This window comes from Pseudomonas sp. 008 (genome assembly GCF_016861935.1).
Taxonomy (GTDB): domain Bacteria; phylum Pseudomonadota; class Gammaproteobacteria; order Pseudomonadales; family Pseudomonadaceae; genus Aquipseudomonas.
On record NZ_BOMA01000007.1, the window covers coordinates 128,090 to 150,722 of the forward strand.

Genomic DNA, 22,633 nt, shown 5'->3' on the forward strand with positions numbered 1-22,633 from the left:
TCCTTCATATAGGTCAACCAAAGGGAGCACATCGAACCCGGAGGGATGTTCATCGTGCATATCGCTGACATAACCATGTTCTACGCCCCTGCCAGCGGTGGCGTGCGCACTTATCTGGATGCCAAACACCGTCGTTTGGGCATCAAACCCGGCATTTGCCATAGCCTGCTGATCCCAGGGGCGCATTTGAGTGAACAGGATGGTGTCTATACGGTTCCGGCCCCCGCCCTGCCCTTCGGCAAGGGTTATCGCTTCCCCCTCCGTCTCGGGCCGTGGCGCAATGTTCTGCAGGATTTACAGCCTGACTTGATCGAAGTCGGCGACCCTTACCTGACTGCCTGGGCCGCTTTGGACGCCAAGCGGCAACTCGATGTGCCGGTGATCGGTTTTTATCACTCCGACCTGCCGATGCTGGTCAGCAATCGCATGGGCAACTGGGTTACACCCAATGTCGAGGCTTATGTCAGCAAGCTCTACGGCAACTTCGACCGGGTTCTGGCGCCAAGCCAGGTCATGGCCGACAAACTGATCGGGTTGGGGGTGAAGAACGTTTTCGTACAGCCCCTGGGCGTCGACCTGCAAACGTTCAACCCCAGCGTTCGGGATCCAGGCCTGCGGGCCGAATTGGGCATCGATGAAAACACTCACCTGCTGATCTTCGCCGGCCGTGGCTCCAAGGAAAAAAACCTGCCGGTGCTGCTCAACTGCATGAAACGCCTGGGTCGTCGCTACCACCTGCTGCTGGTGGGCTCGTCGATGCCGACCCTGGTGCCGCGCAATGTCACCGTCCTCGATGAATTCTGCCCGGCAGCGCAAGTCGCGCGCCTGATGGCCAGCGCCGACGCGCTGGTGCATGCCGGCGACCAGGAAACCTTTGGCCTGGTGGTTCTCGAAGCCATGGCCAGTGGCATTCCCGTGGTGGCCGTGGCGGCCGGGGCTTTTCAAGAGATTGTTACCGATCAATGCGGCCTGCTCTGCGCGCCGAACAATCCAGTGGCGATGGCCAACACCGTTCGCGAACTGTTCAGCCAAGGCAGCGCCGCGTTGGGCAAACAGGCCCGCCGACATGTCGAGCAACATTACGCCTGGGACACCGTGGTCCACAGCCTGCTGGGGCACTATCACGCCGTACTCGGTACGCAATGGCCGCTGATCGCCAATGGCTGAGCCCATGAACACACCCAACCTGTTGTTGGTGCTACACGACGTTGCACCGCAGACCTGGCCCGATTACCAGGCCTTCGTCGAAGCCGTCGACGCATTGGGTACAGTGCCAATGACCTGGCTGGTGGTGCCGAATTTCCATAAACATAACGACCTTGACGCATATCCGGAGTTTCGACGTTTGCTAAGCCGTCGCGTCGCTCGCGGCGACGAACTGGTACTGCACGGTTACTACCATTGCGATGAAGGGCCGATTCCCACCACTCCCCGAGACTGGTTCATGCGCCGGATCTATACCCATGAAGGCGAGTTCTATGACCTGCCTCTAGACGCCGCCCTCGCCCGCCTGCGCGCCGGAATCGAGGTATTCAATCGCTACAACTGGCCGCTCGAAGGCTTTATCGCCCCCGCCTGGCTGATGAGCGAAGGCACCCGTCAGGCGTTGCGTCAGTTACCGCTGCACTACACCAGCGATTCGCAGCACCTGATTCGTCTGCCGGATTTCACTGCGATCGATGCCCCAGGCCTGGTCTGGAGCGCACGCAGCGCCTGGCGCCGTGGCCTGTCGAAAATCGTCAGCGATCAACGCGAACAGCGCTGGCGCCAGGCGCAGGTGATTCGTCTCGGCCTGCACCCGGTGGACATGCGCCATGAGTTCTCGCGTCAGTATTGGCTGCAAACTCTCAAGCGCTTGCTCGACGAGGGCCGTGTGCCGATGACCAAGGCCGGTTGGTTGAAACTGCAACGCGCGCCCATCGGTCGCGCAGCATGAGCCGGGGAATTCTGCTGGTCATCGCGCTGCTCGCTGCGGTGCTCATCCCGTCGTTGCTGGGCGGCGGCGAGACATGGTCGCGGCTGCAAAGTTTTCCGTTGGAATGGCTGCTGATCATGTTCGGCATGATCCTGCTGTGCTGGGTGATCAACACCTTGCGCTTGCGCCTGTTGATGGGTGATCAGTGCATCAAGGTGAGCCGCCTGAAAAGCCTCGGGGTGGTGATGTCCGCCGAGTTCGCCTATTGCGCCACTCCCGGTGGCAGCGGCGGCCCGCTGACCATCATGGCCCTGTTGGCGCGCCACGGCGTGCGGCCGGCCAGGGGCAGCGCCGTGTTCGCCATGGACCAGTTGAGCGACTTGCTGTTTTTTCTCTGCGCGCTGAGCGCGATTCTGATTTATGCACTGTTCCAGCACCTCAGTCAGCGCCTGGAATGGATGCTGACGGTCAGCGCCATCTCGTTGTTCGGCGGGCTGTTCAGTTGTGTGTTGATGGCTCGCTGCCACCGTTCGCTGATTCGCCTGAGTGGTCGGTTGCTCGCCCGTTTCAATGTCAAGGAAGCGACCCGGCTTCGTTGGGCGCGAAAGCTCCTGCACTTCCTGGCGGCGTTCACCGACACACTGAAGTTACCCTTTCAAACATTGATCACGGTGTTTGCCCTGACCTGCCTGCATTGGGTCTTGCGGTATAGCGTGCTGTATCTGGCGTTACGCGGGCTGGGCGTGGACTTGCAATGGGCCTGGTGCTTTCTGATCCAGATGCTGTCATTGAGTGCGGGGCAGTTCAGTCTGTTGCCGGGCGGTGCCGGGGCGGCGGAACTGACGTCGGCGGCGCTGCTGGCGCCCATGGTCGGGAAATCCACCGCGGCGGCGGCGATTCTGATCTGGCGGACAGTGACCTATTACTTCTATCTGGTGGTCGGTGGCCCGGTGTTTCTGCTGATGCTCGGGCGGCCATTGCTGAAGAAGTTGATGAAGTTCAAGCAAGCTTGAAAGATCCCTGTGGTGAGGGGGCTTGCCCCCGTTCGGCGGCGCAGCCGTCGCAAGATATACCTGAAAAAATGCCGGGGGCCGCTTCGCAGCCCAACGGGGGCAAGCCCCCTCGCCACAGTTCAGGCGTCCCCGGCTGTATCTTCAGAATCGTCCTGCAACTGTTCCCACAACTCGGCGGCGCCGGGAAACTCCGTGCCGTCTTCGGGGCTCAGGTCGTCCGGATCGTAGCGGCTCAAACAGCCCTCGCCCAATGTGGCGGGCGCCTTGGAAACGGCTTTTTCCAGCGGATCGGCCATGGTCATGTCCTCGGTGCAGAAACGGCGAAGGGCCTGAAGCGATTGAACGCCCAGGCCCTTCGGATTTCAACCGTATGGTTGTCAGAACACGACGGTTTTGTTGCCGTGCACCAACACCCGGTCTTCCAGGTGATAACGCAGACCACGGGCCAGCACCATTTTCTCGACGTCACGACCGAAGCGCACCATGTCTTCAATACTGTCGCTGTGGCTGACACGCACCACGTCCTGCTCGATGATCGGACCGGCGTCCAGCTCTTCGGTGACATAGTGACAAGTGGCACCGATCAACTTCACACCGCGCATCGAAGCCTGATGATACGGCTTGGCGCCAACGAACGACGGCAGGAAGCTGTGGTGAATGTTGATGACTTTGTGGGCATATTCGCTGCACAACTCGGGCGGCAGAATCTGCATGTAACGGGCAAGTACCACCACTTCGGCGTCGTGCTGTTTTACCAGGCGCGAGACTTCGGCGAAGGCCGGCTCCTTGTCCTGCGGGTTGACCGGTACATGGTAGTAAGGAATACCGTGCCACTCGACCATGCTGCGCAAATCGTCATGGTTGGAAATCACGCAGGCGATTTCGCAGTCCAGTTCGTCGCTGTGCCAGCGGTGCAACAAGTCAGCCAGGCAATGGGACTCACGGCTGGCCATCAACACCACGCGCTTCTTCTGCTCGGTGTCGGTGATGCGCCAGTCCATCGAGAACTCTTGGGCAATCGGTGCAAACGCTTCGCGAAAGGCTTCGATACCGAAAGGCAGCGAATCGGCACGAATTTCGTGACGCATGAAGAACCAGCCACTGAGATTGTCCGAGTGATGGCTCGCTTCAGTGATCCAGCCGTTATGTGACGCCAGAAAGTTACTGACTTTAGCAACGATGCCGACGCGGTCCGGGCAAGCAATCACCAGCCGAAAAGTGCGCATGAGGGGGAAACTCCAGAACTTCGCAAAGGCCGCCATTCTAGCGATTGCGCAGCAAAACTGCAGTATTGATGACGCGCGGCTGCGGATTGCGGTCATCGGCACAGGTTCTGGCGGTGCCATACGCCAGTGCATGGTGCTCTAGTGGCCAGTCTTCAAGGGGTTAACTGTGAATATTTGTGACGCTATTTAACTGCCTCTCCAATGTGCGTCCTATTCACCGCAACTAATTTAAGTAAAACTTCGGTTAAATGTTTACTTGATGAAACACCCTGACTATTATTGTCGCACTGTCACCCTGTCATCCAGCGCCAACATAAGGTAGTCCTCATGTCCTTGATCAACGAATATCGCGCCACCGAAGAAGCTATCAAAGAGCTGCAAGCCCGTTTGAAGAACCTGTCCCAAGACGACAAACTGCAAACCGAGCTGGAATTCGAAGGCAAATTGCGCACCCTGATGGGCGAATACTCCAAATCCCTGCGTGACATCATTGCCCTATTGGATCCAGAGTCCAAAACCAAGGCTCCACGTGGCGGCGCAGTAAAAACTACTGGCACCAAGCGTGCTCGCAAAGTTAAACAATACAAAAACCCGCACAACGGCGAAGTCATCGAAACCAAAGGTGGCAACCACAAAACTCTGAAAGAGTGGAAAGCCAAGTGGGGCGGTGACGTGGTTGAAGGCTGGGCTACCCTGCTGGGCTAAGCCGCAAGCGCGTCGCAGACTGATCCGCGACCAAAAGAACGCCAGCAAATGCTGGCGTTTTTTTATGCCCGTAATTCAATCGCAAGTCATTTTCGTTTTCAAATATTCAAACGTTTGCGTAATGCCTGGACATGAATCTGCCATTCATCCAGAACCTCTTGCTGAAACGATGTAGGACTAATCGTCAATTGGGCGGCAGCTGTCAGAAAACTTTCCAGCGTATTGGGAGCGCCCCACTCCGGCACGGACAAACGCTGCTGACAAAATATTCGCCAACGTTCTTGCTCTTCCGGGCTCAACGTATCCGGAAAGTTGCGTGCGCGATAACGAAACAATAATTCGGGCAAACGTTCATCATCGAAAGGCCACTGCTCTTGTGCTAATTGCGCAGGGTCGGCGGCTCTGACTTGCTCACATAGACGCCGATCCCGATCGCCAATAAAACCGTCGTATAACTGTTGCTCGGGGTCCAGGCTTGCGGCGAAATCCTCGCGGGCATAAATTCCCGAGACTTTATCTTGCCAAAGTTGTTGTGCGGCACTTAGCCGCAGCGCCCGTTCCTGATAGAGCGCCATGTCCAGCCCCAAACGTTGCTGATCTTCGGGACGAAGTACCGATAACGGCGCCACCACCGGGCACTTGTTGATGTGTATGAGCTTGAGCGGCACCGGCAGTTCGCCTTCAACCAGATCGTCACGCCGGGTATAAAGCCGCTGACGCAAGGTTTCGGTATCCAGATCGAGCAGCCCCTGAGGGTCCAGGTGCAGGTCACAAACAATCAACGCGTTGCGATTGCGTGGATGCCAGGCCAGTGGCAGTACCACGCCGACATAATGGCGGGCCGCCGAAAAGCGCCCGGAAATGTGCACCATCGGCTGCAACAGCCGAATCTGGTCCATCACCTTTTGTTTGCTGCGCAACTGAAACAGCCATTCATACAACTTCGGCTGTTTTTCACGAATCAGACGCGCCAGAGCGATGGTCGCGCGAACATCCGACAGTGCCTCGTGGGCATTCCCGTGATCGATGCCGTTGGCGGCGGTCAGGCGTTCGAGCTTGAGCGTCACCCGCCCTTCGTCATCCGTGGGCCAGACGAAGCCATCGGGACGCAACGCATAAGCCGCGCGCACGATGTCGATCAGGTCCCAGCGGCTGTTGCCGCCCTGCCACTCCCGTGCGTAGGGGTCGAAAAAGTTTCGATACAGGCTGTAACGGGTCATCTCGTCGTCGAAACGCAGCGTGTTGTACCCCGCCCCACAAGTGCCGGGCAGGGCGAGCTGGGCATGCACCCGAGTCATGAAATCGGCTTCGCTCAAACCTTGCTCGGCCAGAAGGCCAGGCGTAATACCAGTGATTGCGCAGGCTGCCGGATGCGGCAGGATGTCGTCACTGGGCTGGCAGTAGAGATTGACCGGCTCGTCTATTTCATTGAGATCGAAGTCGGTGCGAATCCCCGCCACTTGCAACGGACGGTCGCAACGGGGGTTGATGCCAGTGGTTTCGTAGTCGTACCAGAAGATCGAGGTCACGGGTTGTTCCTGAACAGAAGACCGGCGAAGTCTAGGCGCACACAGGCTGCCCCGACCAGAATTCTTGTTATTCAATCACCTCTGGCCACGCACCGTGCAATACATAGTTATGTCGTTTTCCCCTGAGAGGCTGCTAGCATCGGACGGACATCGATTCGCAAACCAGCCACACCAAGGTTGCCCATGCTCGAGAACACAGCACTGCCACGGAAAGCAACGCTGGCCCCGCCACTGGACACGCGGTATCACGTCGAAACGCCCGAAGGCATCGACTTGCCACTGCGCCCGGCCGGGTTGATGGTCCGTGCGCTGGCGTTCACCATCGACCTGGGCCTGCGCGGGTTGATCCTGGGCCTGCTGTTCATGGTGCTGGCGTTCCTCGGCAAACTCGGCGCCGGGCTTGGCTCGATTTTGCTGTTCGTGGTGAGCTGGTGGTACATGGTGCTGTTCGAGGTGCTCAATCAGGGGCGCTCGCCGGGCAAGCAATGGATGGGGTTGCGCGTGGTGCACGACGATGGCACCCCCATCGGCTGGTCCGCGTCCTTGCTGCGTAACCTGTTGCGATTTGTCGACATGTTGCCGTTCGGCTACTTCCTCGGGGCGATCAGTTGCCTGCAACATCCCACCTTCAAACGCCTCGGCGATCTGGCCGCCGGCACGCTGGTGATCTACCGCGAACAACCGCTCACCCGACCGCAGTTACCTGATGCCCCGCCGCGCCGTGCCGCTTTCGCGCTGACGCTGACCGAACAACGCGCCATCCTCGGGTTTGCCGAGCGCCAGGGTGAACTCTCTGAGGCGCGGGCAAGCGAACTCGCCTCGATACTCGCGCAACCGCTGCACGTTTCAGCGCCGCAGGCCGTGGCCGAACTCAACGGCATCGCCCGCGGACTGTTGGGCCCGACATGAAGCAAAGCCTATTCGAAAGCCGCCACAAGACCGAATGGGAGCAGTTTGCACTCATGCTCGAACGGCTGGAACGCGGCAAGGAAACCTCGCGAGTCGCCAGCTTCCCCAGCGATTATCGACGGCTCTGCCAACACCTGGCCCTGGCTCAGGAGCGTGGTTACAGCAGCTTTTTGGTCGACTCGTTACAGCAACAAGTGCTGCGCGGGCATCAACAGCTTTATCGGCATCGCAGTTGGCTGAGGGCCAACGTACTGAGCTTCATCCTTGCCGACTTCCCGCGACTGGTGCGCGAACAATGGCGCTTCGTGCTTGCCGCCAGCCTGATATTTTTTGGCAGCCTGATTGGCATCGGGCTGCTGGTGTATCTGTTCCCGGAACTGGTCTACAACCTGATCCCGGCCGAGCAGGTCAGTGAGATGCAAAGCATGTATGACCCCGTCGCCGGTCATCTGGGGCGCTTGGCGGAACGGGCGGCCAGTGAAGACTGGGAGATGTTCGGTTACTACATCATGCACAACATCGGCATCGCGTTTCAGACCTTCGCCAGCGGTTTGCTGTTTGGCCTGGGCAGCGCGTTTTTCCTGTTCTTTAACGGCTTGATGATCGGTGCGGTGGCCGGGCACCTGACGCACATCGGCTACGGGCAAACCTTCTGGTCATTCGTGATCGGGCACGGCGCCTTCGAACTGAGCGCCATTGCCCTGGCCGGTGCCGCCGGCCTGCAACTGGGCTGGGCGTTGATCGCGCCGGGACGTTTGCCCCGTGCCGAAGCCCTGCGAGTGGCGGCGAGCAAGAGCGTGTTGCTGATTTGCGGGGTCATGCTGTTTTTGTTGATTGCAGCGTTTATAGAAGCCTACTGGTCGTCGCGGACCGGAGTCACGCCGCTGACCAAATACCTGGTCGGCGCAGCGCTCTGGGTGTTGGTCGGGACTTATCTGCTGTTTGCCGGACGGACCCGCCATGCGCCTGAGTGACGCCAGTGCAGTGATTCGCCCACGCACAAACTGGGAAGCCATGGACCTCGGGGTGCTGCTGAGTCAGCGCCATCGACGCCTGTTGATGACCAGTTGGGCGATCGTGACCCTACCGATTTTTACCTTGCTCAGCCTGATGCTGTGGGATTCGCCCTCCCTCGCCCTGTTCCTGTTCTGGTGGCTCAAACCGGCGTTCGATCGGCTGCCGCTGTACATCCTGTCCAAAGCCATGTTCGGCGAAACACCCACACTGAAACAGGCCCTGCGCCAATGGCCGCGTCTGCTCCCGCCGCAACTGCTGGCCAGCCTGACCTGGCGCCGCCTGAGCCTGAGCCGCAGCTTTCTGATGCCGGTGGTACAACTCGAAGGCCTGGAGGGCGAAGCACGACAACAGCGTTTACGCGTGCTCTTGCAGCGCAATGCCGGTGCCGCGCAATGGCTGACGATCATCGGCGTGCACCTGGAAACCGCGTTGTGGATCGGCCTGATGGTGCTGTTCTACATGCTCTTGCCGCTGCAGGTCGAACTCGACTGGGGCTGGCAGACCTTGATTGCCGCCGCCACACAAGACTGGCGCTGGCTGGAACACCTGACCAATGCTTTTTACGCCCTGGTGCTGGTGGTCTGGGAGCCGATTTATGTCGCCTGTGGTTTCAGCCTTTACCTGAACCGGCGCACACGATTGGAGGCCTGGGACATCGAACTGGTGTTCCGCCGCTTGCGCCAGCGCCTGAGCAGCGCAGTCATCACGTTGCTGCTGGCGGCGTTTGTGCTGGTGCCGACGGGGCAAAGCGTCTGGGCCGCCGAACCGGGCATGTCACCAGACAGCCCGCGTCTGCTGGAGCAACCGCTGACCAGTCAGGCATCCCGAGACAGCATCAAGGCCATCCTCGATCAGCCACCGTTCAAGAACAAGGAAACGGTGACCCGCTATCGGTTTGGCCAAGACAAGCCCAACGACGACACTGCGCACGGTGGTCAAACACCCGCCTGGCTGAAAGCGCTGTTCAGTTTGCTCGACAGCCAACGTTTCGGCGTATTGGCCAACCTGATCGAGGTGTTGCTGTGGGGCGCGGTGATCGGCGCCATTGGCCTGTTGATCTGGCGTTACCGCGACTGGTTGCAGGCGTTCGTCAGCCGCCGGCCGGCGTTGAACCATAAAGTGACGCGACCATCGCCGCAGCAGGCGTTCGGCCTGGACCTCAACCGCGAAACCCTGCCCGCCGATATCGCGGCCAGCGCCGAAAGCCTCTGGCAAACCAACCCGCGTGAAGCCCTTGGCTTGCTCTATCGCGCCTTGCTCAGCCACTTGCTGAACGACTTCAACATGACGCTCAAACCCGCCGACACCGAAGGCGAAGTGCTTCAGCGCGTTGAACAATTGAAGCAACCGGCGTTGCTGGCCTTCAGTAAAAACCTGACCGCACACTGGCAGAACATGGCCTACGGGCATCGCCTGCCACCGGCGCATTTGCAACAGGAACTGTGTGACGGCTGGCGCGCATTGTTCGGCCCGGGAGCGGTCCGTTGAACCGCAGGGCATGGCTGGCGGTCGGCGTGTTCATCGTCGTGCTCTTGGGTGCGCTGAGTGTTTACCTGTATTTCAAGGCCACGCCCTATCAGGTACAAATCGAACACGGCCCGTCCCCTGAAGCCCAGGCCAATCCCTACCTGGCCGCCGAGCATTTTCTGCGCAAACAGGGCCTGACCGTCAGCCACGCCAACAGCCTCGACATCCTGCCGACCCTCGAACCGCGTCAGCACAGCCTGTTGTTGCTCGGCGACCGGTCCAACATGTCGCCTCGCCAGGTGGATCAGGTATTGAACTGGACCCGGGCCGGTGGGCGCCTGGTATTCGTCGCCGAAGCCCTGTGGGATGAAAAGACCGGCCAAAGCAATGACCTGCTGCTCGACCGGGTGCAGTTGCACCAGTTCCTGAGCAAAGACCTCAAGGACTCGCCTCCCGATCTGCGCGATGATCCCTACCCCAAACTGACCAAGCTCTATCTGGAAAACGAAGAGGCGCCGGCCTACTTCAGCTTCGATACCGCGTTCCACCTCGACGACCCGAAAAACCTCGCCCAGGCCTGGGCCAACAGTGGCAAGGCCACGCACATGATGCAGCTGAGCCACGGGCTGGGTTCGATCACCGTGGTCACCGACGCCGACCTCTGGAAAACCCCGGCCATCAACCAGTACGACAACGCCTGGCTGCTGTGGTACCTGACCGCCGACACCGGTGTGACCCTGCTGTTCAATACCGAGCACGACAGTCTGCTGACCTTGTTGTGGCGTTACTTTCCCCAAGCCCTGGTAGCCCTGATCGCCTTGATCGCTTTGGGTTTCTGGCACGTTGGCGTGCGCAGCGGCCCGTTGCTGGAGCCGGCCCCAAGGGCGCGTCGGCATCTTCAGGAACACCTGCGCGCAAGCGCCGATTTCATGCTGCGCCGCAGCGGTCAGCACAGCCTGTTGCACGCCTTGCAGCAAGACATCCTGCGTCGTGTCCGCCACCGTCATCCCGGTTTTGAACAACTCGGCGTCGCCGAACAATGGCTGGTGCTCGCACGCCTGACCGGCCACCCCACACGCGCCATCAGCCAGGCCATGAGCCCGCGACCGAAGCAGCGGCTGTCCAGCGCTGAATTCAGCCGTCAGGTCGCCCACCTGCAAACCTTGAGGAACGCCTTATGAGTGAACAGATCGAGCCCGGCACCCAGACCCACGCCGCCCAACAGCGCCAGCGCGCCAGCCAGTTGGCCCAGGCGATAAGAACGGAATTGCAAAAAGCGGTGATCGGCCAGAACACCGTGATCGACGATGTGCTCACCGCCCTGATCGCCGGCGGCCATGTGCTGCTCGAAGGCGTGCCGGGGTTGGGCAAGACGTTGCTGGTGCGCGCCCTCGCCCGTTGCTTCGGTGGCGAATACGCCCGCATCCAGTTCACCCCGGACCTGATGCCCAGCGACGTCACCGGGCATGCGGTGTACGACCTGCAGACCGAGCAATTCAAACTGCGCAAAGGCCCATTGTTCACCAACCTACTATTGGCCGACGAGATCAACCGCGCCCCGGCAAAAACCCAGGCCGCGCTGCTCGAAGCCATGCAGGAACGCCAGGTCACCCTCGAAGGCCGCGCCCTGCCCATCGCCCAACCGTTCATGGTGCTGGCCACGCAAAACCCCATCGAACAGGAAGGCACTTACCCGTTACCCGAAGCCGAGCTCGACCGCTTCATGCTCAAGGTGCGCATGGACTACCCCGAGGCCGATCAGGAACTGGACATGGTGCGTCAGGTCAGCCGCTCGACCCGCGCCGACATGCTCGATGTACAACCGCTGCGCACCGTGTTGCAAGCCAAGGACGTGCTGGCCTTGCAGCGCATTGCCAGCGATCTGCCGCTGGACGATCAGGTGCTCGATTACGCCGTGCGCCTGGCCCGCACCACCCGCACCTGGCCGGGTTTGACCCTCGGCGCCGGGCCTCGCGCCTCCATCGCCCTGGCACGTTGCGCCCGCGCCCGCGCCTTGTTGCGCGGAGGCGAGTTCGTGATTCCCGACGACATCAAAGGTTGCGCCCTGGCGGTACTGCGTCACCGCGTGCGGATTGCCCCGGAACTGGACATCGAAGGGCTGGACGTCGATCAGGTGCTCAAGCAACTGCTCGACCAAGTGCCGGCGCCACGGTTATGACCCCCTCTATTTCGTTACACGCCACTCCTGTGGCGAGGGGGCTTGCCCCCGTTGGGTTGCGAAGCGACCCCAAAACCTGCAATCGCATATCGACAGACACACCGCGGTTGTCGGGTTTACGACTGCTTCGCAGCCGAACGCGGGCAAGCCCGCTCGCCACAGAATTACCGTGCCAGACCAACCCTTGCCACGAAGTCGCGACGCCATGAAACCCTCGCGCCTGCTCTTGACCTGGCTCACTATCCTGCTGGCCATCGGCATCGTGCTGGGCGCCTTACGGACGCTGGACATCGCCGTTCCATCAAGCCTTTTATCGATCAACTGGGGATTACTGCTAGCCCTGCTGGCCCTGGCGATACTCGACGCCATTCGCCTCAAGCGTTTGTCCTCACCGCGCCTCCAGCGACAAATGCCCGGCAGCCTGGCACTCGGTCGATGGAGCGAAGTGCGATTGGAGGTCGAGCATAATTTTACCCAACCACTGAACATTCAGATCTTCGACCACGTACCCGACGGCCTGAGCTTCGAAAACCTGCCCCTGTCGGTCGAACTGCAACCCGGCCAACAGAGCCAGATCAGCTACCGCCTGCGCCCGCTCATGCGCGGCCATTTCAGCTTCGAACACTGCGAAATCAACCTGCCGAGCCCCATGGGTTTGTGGTCCGACAAACGCCTGCTCAACATACCCGACACCACCCGCGTCTACCCCGACTTCGCCCGCCTCTACGGCGGCGAACTGCTGGCGGTGGACAACTGGCTCAGCCAGATCGGCGTGCGCCAACGACAACGTCGCGGTCTGGGCCTGGAATTCCATCAACTGCGCGAATTCCGTGAAGGCGACAGCCTGCGCCAGATCGACTGGAAAGCCACCGCCCGCCAACGCACCCCCATCGCCCGTGAATACCAGGACGAGCGCGACCAGCAAATCATCTTCATGCTCGACTGCGGCCGGCGCATGCGCAGCCAGGATGGCGAGCTTGCGCATTTCGATCACGCACTCAATGCCTGCCTGTTGCTCAGCTACATCGCATTACGCCAGGGCGATGCAGTCGGCCTGAGCACCTTCGCCAGCGACCGACCGCACTACCTCGCCCCGGTCAAAGGCACGGGCCAGCTCAACGTATTGCTCAACACCGTCTACGACCTCGACAGCACCCAACGCCCCGCCGACTATCAGGCTGCCGCCACGCAATTACTGGCCCGACAAAAACGCCGGGCGCTGGTGGTGCTGGTCACCAATCTGCGGGATGAAGACGACGAAGAATTGCTGACCGCCGTCAAACGCCTGAGCAAACTGCATCGGGTGTTGGTGGCGAGCCTGCGTGAAGACTTGCTCGACAATCTACGGCACGCCCCGGTGCAGACCTTGCCAGAGGCGCTGGCCTATTGCGGGACGGTGGATTATTTGAATGACCGGGCGCAACTCCATGAGCGGTTGAGTGCTCATGGAGTGCCGGTGGTGGATGCTCGGCCTGGGGAGTTGGGGGCCGAGTTGGTGACGGCGTATTTGGGGTGGAAAAAAGCTGGGACGATGTAACGTCGAATCGTATATAAAATCGTCATATCACGATGTCTACATGAATATGACGTGCGAGCACGTACGACAGGCCTTCAATCCGGGTACTTACGAAAACCAATCCCCTGAAAGCTCTATCACAAGGAATCAATCATGGACGAGACAAACCTATTTGCTTCAGTGCTAACGCAGATCAATGAGAACCAACTGGCTTTGGGCGCCGCTATAGAAGAACTATCGAATTGGGTGGCGCAACGAGGGGGTACCGAAGTAGCGGATAACATCCGATGTGCAATGCAAACGATAGATCGAAACCAAGAATTCATCTCTTTGGCACTTATTTCCATCTCCACCGATTTTAAAGAATCACAGGTTCCAAAAAAGAATGCCCCTAATGACTAGCTAACCATCAAGAGTCGCAATTCTCCTCGGTTGTTACCCGATGCCTCTCATCGGGTAACAACTGACGCTCATGGTCAGTAATCTGCTTGTTGTCCTCCTCCCGACTTCTCGAATAGCAGCGCTAACGGCTACAGAATGAAGCGCATCTGCCTACAAGTGTCAGCGACCTGGGCTGATTGTGGGTGCTGTCCGTCCCGACATAAGGTTCTCCTTCCCTCGCTGCCGTCCATTCGTCTACCTCCGAATCGGCGGTAGCTCCAACAAGGAGTTAACCGTGTTAATGCCTCGACCCAATCCACGCAATACCATCCCGCGTTCCCCCTACGGAACCCTCGACTCAAGAAAACTCCAAGAAGCTGCCAACAGGGCTCTAGATCACTATCTAAAACAGGAAAACACTGAGCCGTGTTTTGCCAACGAGCGCCCCACCGAGGAACGATCCATGAAAATGTTCACCGTTGTCCCCGATGCCAATCCCGAAGCCTTGACCATCGAGACCTACGAAACCTTTTCGACGGTCAGCATTCTGCTGCTCGACCTGGCTGAAAGCCTGGACGACAAGCCGCGACATCTGGCCATGGCGATTTATCGGATGAGTGAGTTGGGGTTGATGCTGGTGGAGCGATCGCTGGATAACGAGAAGGCGATTAAAACGACGTAGCGACGAATTCCAGTAGCAGCAGGCTGTGCCAGCTGCTACTGGTTGCGGATTTGTCAGGCTGAAGCAGGCAATGGCTGAAAGCTGAAGTACTGCGTCAACGCCTCCATCAGCTGCCCATACTCCGGCGGTGCCCGTTGCAGGCTGAACCCGGCGTCGTAATGGTGGGGCGTGGCGTCTTCATGGCACCACAGACAACACGCCTTCAGGTCAATGACCTGCTGGCAGCCGTCGCTGGCGGGGATTTTCAATCGCAGGTCAAAGTCGACGCCCACCATCATCGGCAACTGGCTGATGAGCATCAGCCCGTCGTTGGACAAGTTGCCCAGAAAGCCGATGGGTTTGTCGGTGACGCTGTTGAACACTTTCAGAAAATACGGCAGTTGATGCCGCTCGATCCGGCGGTCGGTAAACATGCGCAAATGGCCCAGCAAGGCCCTTAAGCAGGGCCGCACTAATGCTTCGGAACGTGCCGGCTACTTGATAAGCCAGGGCGCGCTCTCCCCGATCCTGGTGCGTCAGCCCTTACAACGCTGACGTTTACTGCAGCCGATCACAGGTATCACCTCGGTTTAGAAGCAGGGTTCTAAAACCGATCTATTCGACTATAGCTCACCACCGCCGGGCGGCCAGCCGTTGCATGACAGCGGCCATCAGAACTGCGTCGGGCGCACGGCCGCCGCGCTGCGCGTCGGGTAATGGCCCAGGCTCTGCAAGGTTTCCAGACGGGCACGGGCGCGATAGGCATATTCGCTTTGCGGGTAGGCCGCGATGATGTACTGGTAGGTCTGGGCCGCATCAATAAACAGCTTCTGCCGTTCCAGGCACTGGCCACGCATCATCGACACTTCCGGCTGTACGTAGCGACGGGAACGACTTTCACGATCGACCTTGGACAGTTCGAGCATCACCTGTTCGCAGTTACCGCGTTCGTAGGCGCTGTAGGCATTGTTCAAATGATGGTCCATCGACCAACGGGTGCAGCCCGTGACGCTGAGGACGCTGAGGGCAAGGGCGGCAGTGGGCACGAATCGCATGGGGGATCTCCTGTCTTGTGCTCTGTATCGACCCGTTGTCGGAAATCTTCAGGATGGCGTGCTGCAAAGTTGTCACGTTCAATAAAGAAAGCAATAAGTAGTGCAAACGAACAATGACTACACCCAAAGACCATAGTAGCCTCTGCTAGCGCTTGAACTCAGGAGTCTTTGCATGTCCGTCCGTCGTACCAAAATCGTCGCTACCCTTGGCCCGGCCAGTAACTCGCCGGAAGTTCTCGAACAGCTGATTCTGGCTGGCCTGGACGTCGCCCGCCTGAACTTCTCCCACGGCACCCCCGACGAGCACAAGGCTCGCGCGAAGCTGGTGCGTGACCTCGCTGCCAAGCACGGCCGCTTCGTCGCCCTGCTGGGTGACCTGCAAGGCCCGAAAATCCGTATCGCCAAATTCGCCAACAAGCGGATCGAGCTGAAGATCGGTGATCAATTCACCTTCTCCACCAGCCATCCGTTGACCGAAGGCAACCAGCAAGTGGTCGGCATCGACTACCCGGACCTGGTAAAAGACTGCGGCGTGGGCGACGAGCTGCTGCTCGACGACGGCCGCGTGGTGATGCGCGTCGATACCGCCACCGCCACCGAACTGAATTGCACCGTGACCATCGGCGGCCCGCTGTCGGACCATAAAGGCATCAACCGTCGCGGCGGTGGCCTGACGGCGCCGGCCCTGACCGAGAAAGACAAGGCCGACATCAAGCTCGCCGCCGAGATGGAAGTCGACTACCTCGCCGTGTCCTTCCCGCGTGATGCCGCCGACATGGAATACGCCCGTCAACTGCGCGACGAAGCCGGCGGCACTGCCTGGCTGGTGGCGAAGATCGAACGCGCCGAAGCCGTGGCCGACGACGAAACCCTCGACGGCCTGATCAAGGCCTCCGACGCGGTGATGGTTGCCCGTGGTGACCTGGGTGTGGAAATCGGCGACGCTGAGCTTGTGGGCATTCAGAAGAAAATCATTCTGCACGCTCGCCGCCACAACAAAGCCGTGATCGTCGCGACCCAGATGATGGAGTCGATGATCCAGAACCCGATGCCGACCCGCGCCGAAGTGTCCGACGTAGCCAACGCCGTGCTCGACTACACCGACGCCGTGATGCTCTCGGCCGAAAGTGCTGCTGGCCTGTACCCGCTGGAAGCGGTGCAAGCCATGGCGCGCATCTGCATCGGCGCTGAAAAGCACCCGACCAGCAAGACCTCCAGCCACCGCATCGGCAAGGAATTCGAGCGCTGCGACGAGAGCATCGCGCTGGCAACCATGTACACCGCCAACCACTTCCCGGGCGTGAAAGCGATCATCGCGCTGACCGAAAGCGGCTACACCCCGCTGATCATGTCGCGTATCCGCTCGTCGGTGCCGATTTACGCGTTCACCCCGCACCGCGAAGCCCAGGCCCGCGCAGCGATGTTCCGTGGCGTGTACACCGTTCCGTTCGACCCGGCCTCGCTGGCACCGAACGAAGTCAGCCAGAAAGCCATCGACGAGCTGGTCAAGCGCGGCGTCGTGCAGAAAGGTGACTGGGTGATCCTGACCAAGGGCGACAGCTACCACACCACCGGCGGTACCAACGGCATGAAGATCCTGCACGTGGGCGACCCACAGGTCTGAGTGACCGATTGCTGAAAAACAAAAGCCCCGCCATGTGAATGGCGGGGCTTTTTGGTTTTTGATCCGCAAGTCGTGTTGCCCAGGCGGGGCTCTTCGCGGGCAAGCCGCTGCCAACCAAGTCAGAGCTCAACACAAAACCTGTGGGAGCGAGGCTTGCCCGCGAAGAGGCCCGCACGATCACCGAAGATTCAATGCCTGCTGATAAACCCCGACAACGCCGCAATCGCTTCCGGCGAACGCAGCCGTTGGTTGAACAACGCGCCCTCCTCCTCGATCACTTTACGGATCAACTCGCGATCCGGTGCCTTCATCAATTGCTTGCTGATGCGCACTGCCTTCGGTGGCAACTCATCAAAGCGCAACGCCATCTCCCGCGCCTTGGCCAATGCCGCTTCGCCACTGCCCAAGGCCTCAGTCGCGATCCCCCACGCGGCGGCCTGTTCGCCACTGAAACCTTCCCCAAGCAACAACAACTGCGCCGCTTTGGCCTGCCCGAGCAAACGCGGCAGGATCAGACTGGAACCGAACTCCGGGCATAACCCCAGATTAACGAACGGCATGCGCAACCTCGCATCCGCACTGACATAAACCAGATCGCAATGCAGCAGCATCGTCGTGCCGATCCCCACCGCCGCGCCGGCTACCGCAGCGATCACTGGCTTGCGGCACTCAAGAAGGCCGAGCATGAAGTGAAACACCGGGCTGTCGAGGTTGCCCGGCGGTTGCTGGATGAAGTCGGCGATGTCGTTGCCAGCCGTGAAGCACTCGGCGCTGCCGGTGATCAGCACGGCGTTGATGTCGGGATCGCTGTCGGCAAGCCGCAAGCCCTCCGCCAGTTGGCTGTACATGGCGCGGGTCAGGGCGTTTTTCTTTTCCGGGCGGTTGAGGCGCAGGGTCAGTAAACCGCGCTCACGTTCAAAGTGGATGGCGTCGGGCATGGCGTGTCCTGATCTGAGAGGATCCACTGTGGCGAGGGAGCTTGCTCCCGTTCGGCTGCGAAGCAGTCGTAAAACCGGCACGCTCGGTTTGTCTGATACACCGAGGTGGCGTCTGTTTTTAGGGGCCGCTTCGCAGCCCAACGGGGGCGAGCCCCCTCGCCACAGCAAGCTCCCTCGCCACAAAAATCAGCGCTCAACCATGGGGTACAAAGACATCCGCCAGCAGTTGATTGCGCGGCAAACCCGCCAGGTACAGGCGCCGGGCAAAGGCGTCGACGCTGTCGGGTGCTCCGCAGACTAAGGCCAGGGTTTGCCGGGAAACAAGGTGCAGTTGCGCCAAAGCCGCTGGCAACTCGGCCGCCGTCCACAGCTCGACATTAAGGTTTTCACGGCCCTCGGCCATGGCTTGCAGGGGTTTGGCCAGATAATGCTCACTGGCATCATGGGCCAGGTGAATGACGCGGATGGCGCCCTGGTGATGCTGACGCAAGGCTTCGCGCAAGATGCCGAACAACGGCCCCAGACCGGTGCCGGCCGCCAGCAACCACAGTGGTCGGGTGTGCCAGTCCGGATCGTAATGCAGCGCCCCGCCGCGCAACTCGCCGAGGCGGATCGGATCGCCGATTTTCAAGCGACGCGCCGCGTCACTGAATTCCCCCGGTTGACGGCAATCGAGGTGGAATTCCAGAAAGCGGTCTTCTTCTGGCAGGCTGGCCAGGGAATATGGCCGCGCCACCTGCCCCGCCCACAACACCAAATGCTGCCCCGCCTGATAGCGCAACGGGCGCTCGCTGGTCAGGCGCAAGCGCAACACGCTGGCGCTCAGCCAATCGCTGGCGACCACTTGCGCGGCAAGACCATCGCGCAGCGGGTCAAAGGTTTCGACTTGCAGATCGTCAACCACCTGGCACTGACAGGCCAACCGCCAACCCTGCTGGCGCTGTTCATTGCTCAAGGCATCGGGACGGCTGTCGCTGGGCAGGCCCTCGACACATTTGACCAGGCACGCGTGGCAACTGCCGGCGCGGCAGCTATAGGGCACCGGCACGCCGTTTTGATTGAGGGCATCGAGCAGGTTACTGCCCGCCTCCACTGCCCATTGGCGTTCGCCGACCCGTAACTCAGGCATCGACATTCTCCCAGGCGGCCGCGCAACGGTTACGGCCGTCACGCTTGGCGCGGTACAGCGCCTGATCGGCGCAGTGCAAGGCACGATCCAGATCGTCACCCAATTCCAACAAGGTCATGCCCGCCGACAGGCTGAGGTGGGCGATCTCCAGGCCGACCAATTCGACATCCATGAAGGCTATGCGCAAGCGCTCGCAACAGGCCGTCAGGCGCTCGGCATCGCAATCGGGCAACAGCACCACGAATTCTTCACCACCATAGCGGGCCAGAATATCGCCATCGCGCAGGCAGGCCGTGGCCACTCCGGCGAACGCTTGCAGCACCTGATCGCCGGCGGCGTGGCCATGAACATCGTTGATGCGTTTGAAGTGGTCGAGGTCGATCAGCGCCAGGCCATGCACCACACCGACTTCCATGGCGTTCAGCTCGCGGGAGGCCAGGCGCAGAAAATGCCGGCGGTTGAACAGCCCGGTGAGTTCGTCGGTCGCCACCAGGCCTTCGAGCTGGCGCATCATCCCGCGCAGGGTGTCTTGATGCGCCTGCAAGGCGAACCGCCGCTGCCGCATACGCTGGCGCGACACCTGGACGTAACGGGCATAGAGCACCAGCCAGCCGAGTACCACAAACAGCACGCACACCTGCAACAGGGCCTGCGTCGGGTCGTGCAGCTTGAAGTGGTAAAGCTCCCATAACGTGATGGCGCTGAAACTGAAAAACACCAGCAACGCGCAACGCACAAAAGCAATACGCGACAGATGAAACAGCCCGAACAACAGGATCAGCAGGTAAAACACCAGAAACGCACCGCGCGCCTCGTCCAGATGGGCAATCAGCCAGGATTGCCAACCCAGCCCCAGCAGTATTTGCACTTCGGTCAGGCTGGGGTCGGAACAGCGCAGGTTCGTGCCGCTGTAAAACACCGCGAACAACACGGCCTGGCTGAACACCGTCAACACGCTGCCGATCACCATGCCGGCAAGGGAGTCGTCGTAATGGCCGGTGAAAAACGCCAGCCACACCAGCAGCAAGGCCAGGGCATAAGTGCCGGCCGCAAGGGCAAAGCGTTTGAGCAAAAGCCGCTGGATGGCGTTATGGGTCAATCGTTGATTCACCGTGCGAAAGGAGGCTGTCAGAGTGTCCTACTCTACAGACCGGATGCCACTTTAGTGGCGAGTCTGATAAATGACCATTCAATTTTTAGGGCGAAATTCTGGCGTCAAACCCATGACCCGTTTCCTGCGAGTCGAGCCTTGCTGCATTCCAGGTAGCAGCTGCCGAAGACTGCGTTCTTCGCTGTAGCAGCTGTCGAGCTTGCGAGGCTGCGTTCGGCTGCGAAGCAGTCGTGAATCCGGCTGACACGGTCTACCTGACATACCGCAAATCTCTGATATTGCGACTGCTTCGCAGCCGAACGCAGCCTTCGGCAGCTGCCACAGGTTCGCGTTGTGCGGCTATATCAGGATTCGTGGCGATCCGCACCGGCGATGTATGCGACCAACGTTTGACTGTCAACAGATGTACCCGCCTTTGATGCGCGGTATACTGCCGCGCCTTTTTAGCGTCGCGCCAGCATGCCCGGCGTGCCTTGAAAGGTGTCTGCGACCGACCGATGCACCCAAGCCGCAGGCACCTTATTGAATGTTCCCGTCTTTTAGAGGAGCGCGACTCGATGACCGTGATCAAGCAAGACGACCTGATTCAGAGCGTTGCCGACGCCCTGCAATTCATTTCTTACTACCACCCCGTGGATTTCATCCAGGCGATGCACGAGGCCTACCTGCGTGAAGAATCGCCGGCAGCCCGCGATTCCATCGCGCAAATCCTGATCAACTCGCGCATGTGCGCCACCGGCCACCGCCCGATCTGCCAGGACACCGGCATCGTCACCGTGTTCGTGCGCGTGGGCATGGACGTACGTTGGGATGGCGCCACCATGGGCCTGGACGACATGATCAACGAAGGCGTGCGCCGGGCTTACAACCTGCCGGAAAACGTCCTGCGTGCCTCGATCCTCGCCGACCCGGCGGGTGCTCGTAAAAACACCAAGGACAACACCCCGGCCGTTATCCACTACTCCATCGTTCCGGGTAACACCGTGGAAGTGGACGTGGCGGCCAAGGGAGGCGGTTCCGAGAACAAGTCGAAAATGGCCATGCTCAACCCATCCGACTCGATCGTCGACTGGGTGTTGAAAACCGTTCCGACGATGGGCGCCGGCTGGTGCCCACCGGGCATGCTCGGCATCGGCATCGGCGGCACCGCCGAGAAAGCCGCCGTGATGGCCAAGGAAGTGTTGATGGAATCCATCGACATTCACGAGCTCAAAGCACGCGGCCCGCAGAACCGTATCGAAGAGATGCGCCTGGAGCTGTTCGAGAAGGTCAACCAACTGGGCATCGGCGCCCAGGGCCTGGGTGGTCTGACCACCGTGCTCGACGTGAAGATCATGGATTACCCGACCCACGCCGCCTCCCTGCCGGTGTGCATGATCCCCAACTGCGCCGCCACCCGTCACGCGCACTTCGTGCTCGACGGTTCCGGCCCGGCCTCGCTGGAAGCGCCACCGTTGGACGCCTACCCGGAAATCGTCTGGGAAGCCGGCCCGTCGGCCCGTCGCGTCAACCTCGACACCCTGACGCCGGAAGAAGTGCAGAGCTGGAAGCCGGGCGAAACCGTCCTGCTCAACGGCAAGATGCTCACCGGTCGCGACGCCGCGCACAAGCGCATGGTCGAGATGCTGAACAAGGGCGAAACCCTGCCGGTGGACCTGAAAGGTCGCTTCATCTACTACGTCGGCCCGGTTGATCCGGTGCGCGAAGAAGTGGTTGGCCCTGCCGGCCCGACTACCGCCACGCGGATGGACAAGTTCACTCGTCAGATCCTCGAGCAAACCGGCCTGTTGGGCATGATCGGCAAATCCGAGCGCGGCCCGACCGCAATCGAAGCGATCAAGGACCACAAAGCCGTTTACCTGATGGCAGTCGGCGGCGCGGCTTACCTGGTGGCGCAAGCGATCAAGAAATCCCGCGTGGTGGCTTTCGCCGAACTGGGGATGGAAGCCATCTACGAGTTCGACGTGAAAGACATGCCGGTGACTGTTGCGGTCGACAGCAAAGGTGAGTCGGTACACATCACCGGTCCTGCCATCTGGCAGAAAAAGATCAGTGAAAACCTGGCGGTCGAAGTGCAGTAAGCGCTTCGATTGACCCCAACGGCCGGCTCGTCAGATGACGACCCGGCCGTTTTTTTGCTGACGAACAGTGTCAATCGACATTAAAAACTTTCTCCTTACAGCGATTCGATCTAGAACCCCCCCTCTGACCTGTCAGATCTGACAGGTTACGAATGCCGCCCATCTTGTTAGCGTCTG

The 22,633-nt window shown here is 60.2% G+C and carries 22 protein-coding genes; 14 read left to right on the forward strand and 8 right to left on the reverse strand.

The features are described 5' to 3' along the window. The first annotated feature begins 45 nt into the window (after positions 1 to 45). The 3 genes from JUI81_RS16240 to JUI81_RS16250 are packed head-to-tail and all read left to right on the forward strand — an operon-like array spanning position 46 to position 2,928. Complete coding sequence (locus JUI81_RS16240; protein ID WP_204124655.1) at positions 46 to 1,167, forward strand: glycosyltransferase family 1 protein; 1,122 nt, start codon at positions 46 to 48, stop codon at positions 1,165 to 1,167. Next, entirely contained in the window at positions 1,160 to 1,936 is a 777-nt protein-coding gene (locus JUI81_RS16245; protein ID WP_204124656.1) for a DUF2334 domain-containing protein, read from the forward strand. Before JUI81_RS16240 ends, JUI81_RS16245 begins: the two co-directional genes overlap by 8 nt. Further along, a complete protein-coding gene (locus JUI81_RS16250; RefSeq protein WP_019581496.1) occupies positions 1,933 to 2,928 on the forward strand; it encodes a lysylphosphatidylglycerol synthase transmembrane domain-containing protein in 996 nt (331 codons plus the stop codon). Before JUI81_RS16245 ends, JUI81_RS16250 begins: the two co-directional genes overlap by 4 nt. Positions 2,929 to 3,047: 119 nt before the next feature. Here JUI81_RS16250 and JUI81_RS16255 read toward each other — a convergent pair whose 3' ends face one another. Next, positions 3,048 to 3,224, reverse strand: coding sequence for a hypothetical protein (locus JUI81_RS16255; protein WP_019581497.1), 177 nt, complete (start codon positions 3,222 to 3,224; stop codon positions 3,048 to 3,050). Positions 3,225 to 3,305: 81 nt separating this feature from the next. Further along, entirely contained in the window at positions 3,306 to 4,154 is an 849-nt protein-coding gene (gene purU, locus JUI81_RS16260) for a formyltetrahydrofolate deformylase (protein WP_204124657.1), read from the reverse strand. 327 nt (positions 4,155 to 4,481) lie between these two features. Here purU and mvaT point away from each other — a divergent pair, with 327 nt between their 5' ends. Next, complete coding sequence (gene mvaT / locus JUI81_RS16265) at positions 4,482 to 4,859, forward strand: histone-like nucleoid-structuring protein MvaT (RefSeq protein WP_007933316.1); 378 nt, start codon at positions 4,482 to 4,484, stop codon at positions 4,857 to 4,859. A gap of 98 nt (positions 4,860 to 4,957) precedes the next feature. Here mvaT and sbcB read toward each other — a convergent pair whose 3' ends face one another. Continuing rightward, complete coding sequence (gene sbcB / locus JUI81_RS16270) at positions 4,958 to 6,388, reverse strand: exodeoxyribonuclease I (protein ID WP_019581499.1); 1,431 nt, start codon at positions 6,386 to 6,388, stop codon at positions 4,958 to 4,960. A 183-nt stretch (positions 6,389 to 6,571) separates the two neighbouring features. On the opposite strand from sbcB, the gene JUI81_RS16275 reads away from it, so the two are divergent. The 8 genes from JUI81_RS16275 (at position 6,572) to JUI81_RS16310 (ending at position 14,539) form a co-directional block, all read left to right on the forward strand. After that, complete coding sequence (locus tag JUI81_RS16275; protein ID WP_019581500.1) at positions 6,572 to 7,297, forward strand: RDD family protein; 726 nt, start codon at positions 6,572 to 6,574, stop codon at positions 7,295 to 7,297. Then, the gene (locus JUI81_RS16280; protein WP_019581648.1) at positions 7,294 to 8,271 is read left to right on the forward strand and encodes a stage II sporulation protein M; all 978 of its coding nucleotides are present in this window, start codon (positions 7,294 to 7,296) and stop codon (positions 8,269 to 8,271) included. Before JUI81_RS16275 ends, JUI81_RS16280 begins: the two co-directional genes overlap by 4 nt. Beyond that, positions 8,258 to 9,802 carry a DUF4129 domain-containing protein gene (locus JUI81_RS16285; protein ID WP_019581501.1) on the forward strand — a complete coding sequence of 515 codons (1,545 nt, stop codon included), beginning with the start codon at positions 8,258 to 8,260 and terminating at the stop codon, positions 9,800 to 9,802. Before JUI81_RS16280 ends, JUI81_RS16285 begins: the two co-directional genes overlap by 14 nt. Beyond that, entirely contained in the window at positions 9,799 to 10,962 is a 1,164-nt protein-coding gene (locus JUI81_RS16290) for a DUF4350 domain-containing protein (RefSeq protein ID WP_019581502.1), read from the forward strand. Before JUI81_RS16285 ends, JUI81_RS16290 begins: the two co-directional genes overlap by 4 nt. Then, the gene (locus JUI81_RS16295; protein WP_018926531.1) at positions 10,959 to 11,960 is read left to right on the forward strand and encodes a MoxR family ATPase; all 1,002 of its coding nucleotides are present in this window, start codon (positions 10,959 to 10,961) and stop codon (positions 11,958 to 11,960) included. The genes JUI81_RS16290 and JUI81_RS16295 overlap by 4 nt, the downstream gene beginning before the upstream one ends. Positions 11,961 to 12,165: 205 nt before the next feature. After that, positions 12,166 to 13,497 (forward strand): DUF58 domain-containing protein, encoded by a 1,332-nt coding sequence (locus JUI81_RS16300; RefSeq protein WP_204124658.1) that lies wholly within the window; start codon positions 12,166 to 12,168, stop codon positions 13,495 to 13,497. Between the two features lie 132 nt (positions 13,498 to 13,629). After that, positions 13,630 to 13,878, forward strand: a complete 249-nt coding sequence (locus JUI81_RS16305) for a hypothetical protein (protein WP_019581504.1) — start codon at positions 13,630 to 13,632, stop codon at positions 13,876 to 13,878. Between the two features lie 280 nt (positions 13,879 to 14,158). Next, on the forward strand, positions 14,159 to 14,539 hold the full coding sequence (locus tag JUI81_RS16310) for a DUF6124 family protein (protein ID WP_081625771.1): 381 nt from the start codon (positions 14,159 to 14,161) through the stop codon (positions 14,537 to 14,539). A gap of 53 nt (positions 14,540 to 14,592) precedes the next feature. Here the strand turns inward: JUI81_RS16310 and JUI81_RS16315 are convergent, their stop codons facing one another. Then, complete coding sequence (locus tag JUI81_RS16315; RefSeq protein ID WP_204124659.1) at positions 14,593 to 14,952, reverse strand: PilZ domain-containing protein; 360 nt, start codon at positions 14,950 to 14,952, stop codon at positions 14,593 to 14,595. A gap of 237 nt (positions 14,953 to 15,189) precedes the next feature. Beyond that, complete coding sequence (locus JUI81_RS16320) at positions 15,190 to 15,573, reverse strand: tol-pal system YbgF family protein (RefSeq protein WP_019581507.1); 384 nt, start codon at positions 15,571 to 15,573, stop codon at positions 15,190 to 15,192. A gap of 172 nt (positions 15,574 to 15,745) precedes the next feature. Between JUI81_RS16320 and pyk the strand changes: the two genes are divergently transcribed. After that, on the forward strand, positions 15,746 to 17,197 hold the full coding sequence (gene pyk / locus JUI81_RS16325; RefSeq protein ID WP_018926537.1) for a pyruvate kinase: 1,452 nt from the start codon (positions 15,746 to 15,748) through the stop codon (positions 17,195 to 17,197). A gap of 188 nt (positions 17,198 to 17,385) precedes the next feature. Here pyk and JUI81_RS16330 read toward each other — a convergent pair whose 3' ends face one another. The 3 genes from JUI81_RS16330 to JUI81_RS16340 all read right to left on the reverse strand — a co-directional run bounded on the left by JUI81_RS16330 (position 17,386) and on the right by JUI81_RS16340 (position 20,363). After that, entirely contained in the window at positions 17,386 to 18,135 is a 750-nt protein-coding gene (locus JUI81_RS16330; RefSeq protein WP_204124660.1) for an enoyl-CoA hydratase-related protein, read from the reverse strand. A gap of 193 nt (positions 18,136 to 18,328) precedes the next feature. After that, complete coding sequence (locus JUI81_RS16335; RefSeq protein ID WP_204124661.1) at positions 18,329 to 19,264, reverse strand: iron-sulfur-binding ferredoxin reductase; 936 nt, start codon at positions 19,262 to 19,264, stop codon at positions 18,329 to 18,331. Further along, positions 19,257 to 20,363, reverse strand: a complete 1,107-nt coding sequence (locus tag JUI81_RS16340; RefSeq protein ID WP_026331874.1) for a diguanylate cyclase — start codon at positions 20,361 to 20,363, stop codon at positions 19,257 to 19,259. Before JUI81_RS16340 ends, JUI81_RS16335 begins: the two co-directional genes overlap by 8 nt. Positions 20,364 to 20,932: 569 nt before the next feature. Here JUI81_RS16340 and JUI81_RS16345 point away from each other — a divergent pair. Then, positions 20,933 to 22,456, forward strand: coding sequence for a fumarate hydratase (locus JUI81_RS16345; RefSeq protein ID WP_204124662.1), 1,524 nt, complete (start codon positions 20,933 to 20,935; stop codon positions 22,454 to 22,456). Positions 22,457 to 22,633: the final 177 nt, after the last annotated feature.

What these genes read in the sequence shown, in the direction of transcription:
- JUI81_RS16240 (WP_204124655.1), top strand. Translation starts at nt 46, where the DNA reads ATGTTCATCGTGCATATCGCTGACATAACCATGTTCTACGCCCCTGCC.
- JUI81_RS16245 (WP_204124656.1), top strand. Translation starts at nt 1,160, where the DNA reads ATGGCTGAGCCCATGAACACACCCAACCTGTTGTTGGTGCTACACGAC.
- JUI81_RS16250 (WP_019581496.1), top strand. Translation starts at nt 1,933, where the DNA reads ATGAGCCGGGGAATTCTGCTGGTCATCGCGCTGCTCGCTGCGGTGCTC.
- JUI81_RS16255 (WP_019581497.1), bottom strand. Translation starts at nt 3,224, where the DNA reads ATGGCCGATCCGCTGGAAAAAGCCGTTTCCAAGGCGCCCGCCACATTG.
- purU (WP_204124657.1), bottom strand. Translation starts at nt 4,154, where the DNA reads ATGCGCACTTTTCGGCTGGTGATTGCTTGCCCGGACCGCGTCGGCATC.
- mvaT (WP_007933316.1), top strand. Translation starts at nt 4,482, where the DNA reads ATGTCCTTGATCAACGAATATCGCGCCACCGAAGAAGCTATCAAAGAG.
- JUI81_RS16275 (WP_019581500.1), top strand. Translation starts at nt 6,572, where the DNA reads ATGCTCGAGAACACAGCACTGCCACGGAAAGCAACGCTGGCCCCGCCA.
- JUI81_RS16280 (WP_019581648.1), top strand. Translation starts at nt 7,294, where the DNA reads ATGAAGCAAAGCCTATTCGAAAGCCGCCACAAGACCGAATGGGAGCAG.
- JUI81_RS16285 (WP_019581501.1), top strand. Translation starts at nt 8,258, where the DNA reads ATGCGCCTGAGTGACGCCAGTGCAGTGATTCGCCCACGCACAAACTGG.
- JUI81_RS16295 (WP_018926531.1), top strand. Translation starts at nt 10,959, where the DNA reads ATGAGTGAACAGATCGAGCCCGGCACCCAGACCCACGCCGCCCAACAG.
- JUI81_RS16300 (WP_204124658.1), top strand. Translation starts at nt 12,166, where the DNA reads ATGAAACCCTCGCGCCTGCTCTTGACCTGGCTCACTATCCTGCTGGCC.
- JUI81_RS16305 (WP_019581504.1), top strand. Translation starts at nt 13,630, where the DNA reads ATGGACGAGACAAACCTATTTGCTTCAGTGCTAACGCAGATCAATGAG.
- JUI81_RS16310 (WP_081625771.1), top strand. Translation starts at nt 14,159, where the DNA reads ATGCCTCGACCCAATCCACGCAATACCATCCCGCGTTCCCCCTACGGA.
- JUI81_RS16315 (WP_204124659.1), bottom strand. Translation starts at nt 14,952, where the DNA reads ATGTTTACCGACCGCCGGATCGAGCGGCATCAACTGCCGTATTTTCTG.
- JUI81_RS16320 (WP_019581507.1), bottom strand. Translation starts at nt 15,573, where the DNA reads ATGCGATTCGTGCCCACTGCCGCCCTTGCCCTCAGCGTCCTCAGCGTC.
- pyk (WP_018926537.1), top strand. Translation starts at nt 15,746, where the DNA reads ATGTCCGTCCGTCGTACCAAAATCGTCGCTACCCTTGGCCCGGCCAGT.
- JUI81_RS16330 (WP_204124660.1), bottom strand. Translation starts at nt 18,135, where the DNA reads ATGCCCGACGCCATCCACTTTGAACGTGAGCGCGGTTTACTGACCCTG.
- JUI81_RS16335 (WP_204124661.1), bottom strand. Translation starts at nt 19,264, where the DNA reads ATGCCTGAGTTACGGGTCGGCGAACGCCAATGGGCAGTGGAGGCGGGC.
- JUI81_RS16345 (WP_204124662.1), top strand. Translation starts at nt 20,933, where the DNA reads ATGACCGTGATCAAGCAAGACGACCTGATTCAGAGCGTTGCCGACGCC.